Source organism: Paraburkholderia piptadeniae, assembly GCF_900007165.1.
Lineage (GTDB): Bacteria > Pseudomonadota > Gammaproteobacteria > Burkholderiales > Burkholderiaceae > Paraburkholderia > Paraburkholderia piptadeniae.
Genome location: NZ_CYGY02000237.1, coordinates 1 through 622 on the forward strand (window position 1 = coordinate 1; position 622 = coordinate 622).

Genomic DNA, 622 nt, shown 5'->3' on the forward strand with positions numbered 1-622 from the left:
GACGTCACGCTCTTGATGACGACCGTCGTCCGCGCCGGTTGCTCCAGCGGCGGCAGCTGTGCGTGATAGAGCGGATCGGCCCAGCCTTCGTGGCCCCACGTGCGCGCGCCGCCCGTCACGACGACAGCCGTCGCGGCGATCAGCAGCCACGCCGACGCGCGACGCGCGATACGGGCGGGCAGCAGCCGGTCGATCAGCAGGACGAGCACCATCGGTGCGAGCACCTCGATGGGCACGATGTAGCGATAGATGCTAAAGAGCTTCATCCACACGACGAAGCCCAGCGCGACGAACAGCACGACGAGCCGTTGCTTCGGTTCGAGACCTTCCGGCCGCTGGCCTTTGATGCGCTGCGTAATCCGCACGAGCGCCCACCAGACGAACACGATGTAGACAATCGGCCAGATGATCTGCCGGATGGGGGTCTCGCCGACCCGTCTCGAATCCGCGGCGATGATGAACGGCCACAGCAGCATCTCTATGGCATTGCGCGGCAGCCAGCGCATGTCGCCTTGCGCGCCGGACGTCGTCAGCGGATTCGGAAAGAATTTGCCGAACTGCGGATACAGCGGATTACCGAACTGCTGCCACAGATGCAGCATCCAGAACCCCGTCGTCGCGG

The 622-nt window shown here is 65.0% G+C and carries 1 pseudogene; it reads right to left on the minus strand.

Features of this window, described 5'->3' with window-relative positions:
- A pseudogene (locus tag BN2476_RS44975) lies at positions 1-622 on the minus strand (hypothetical protein); the annotation flags it as partial.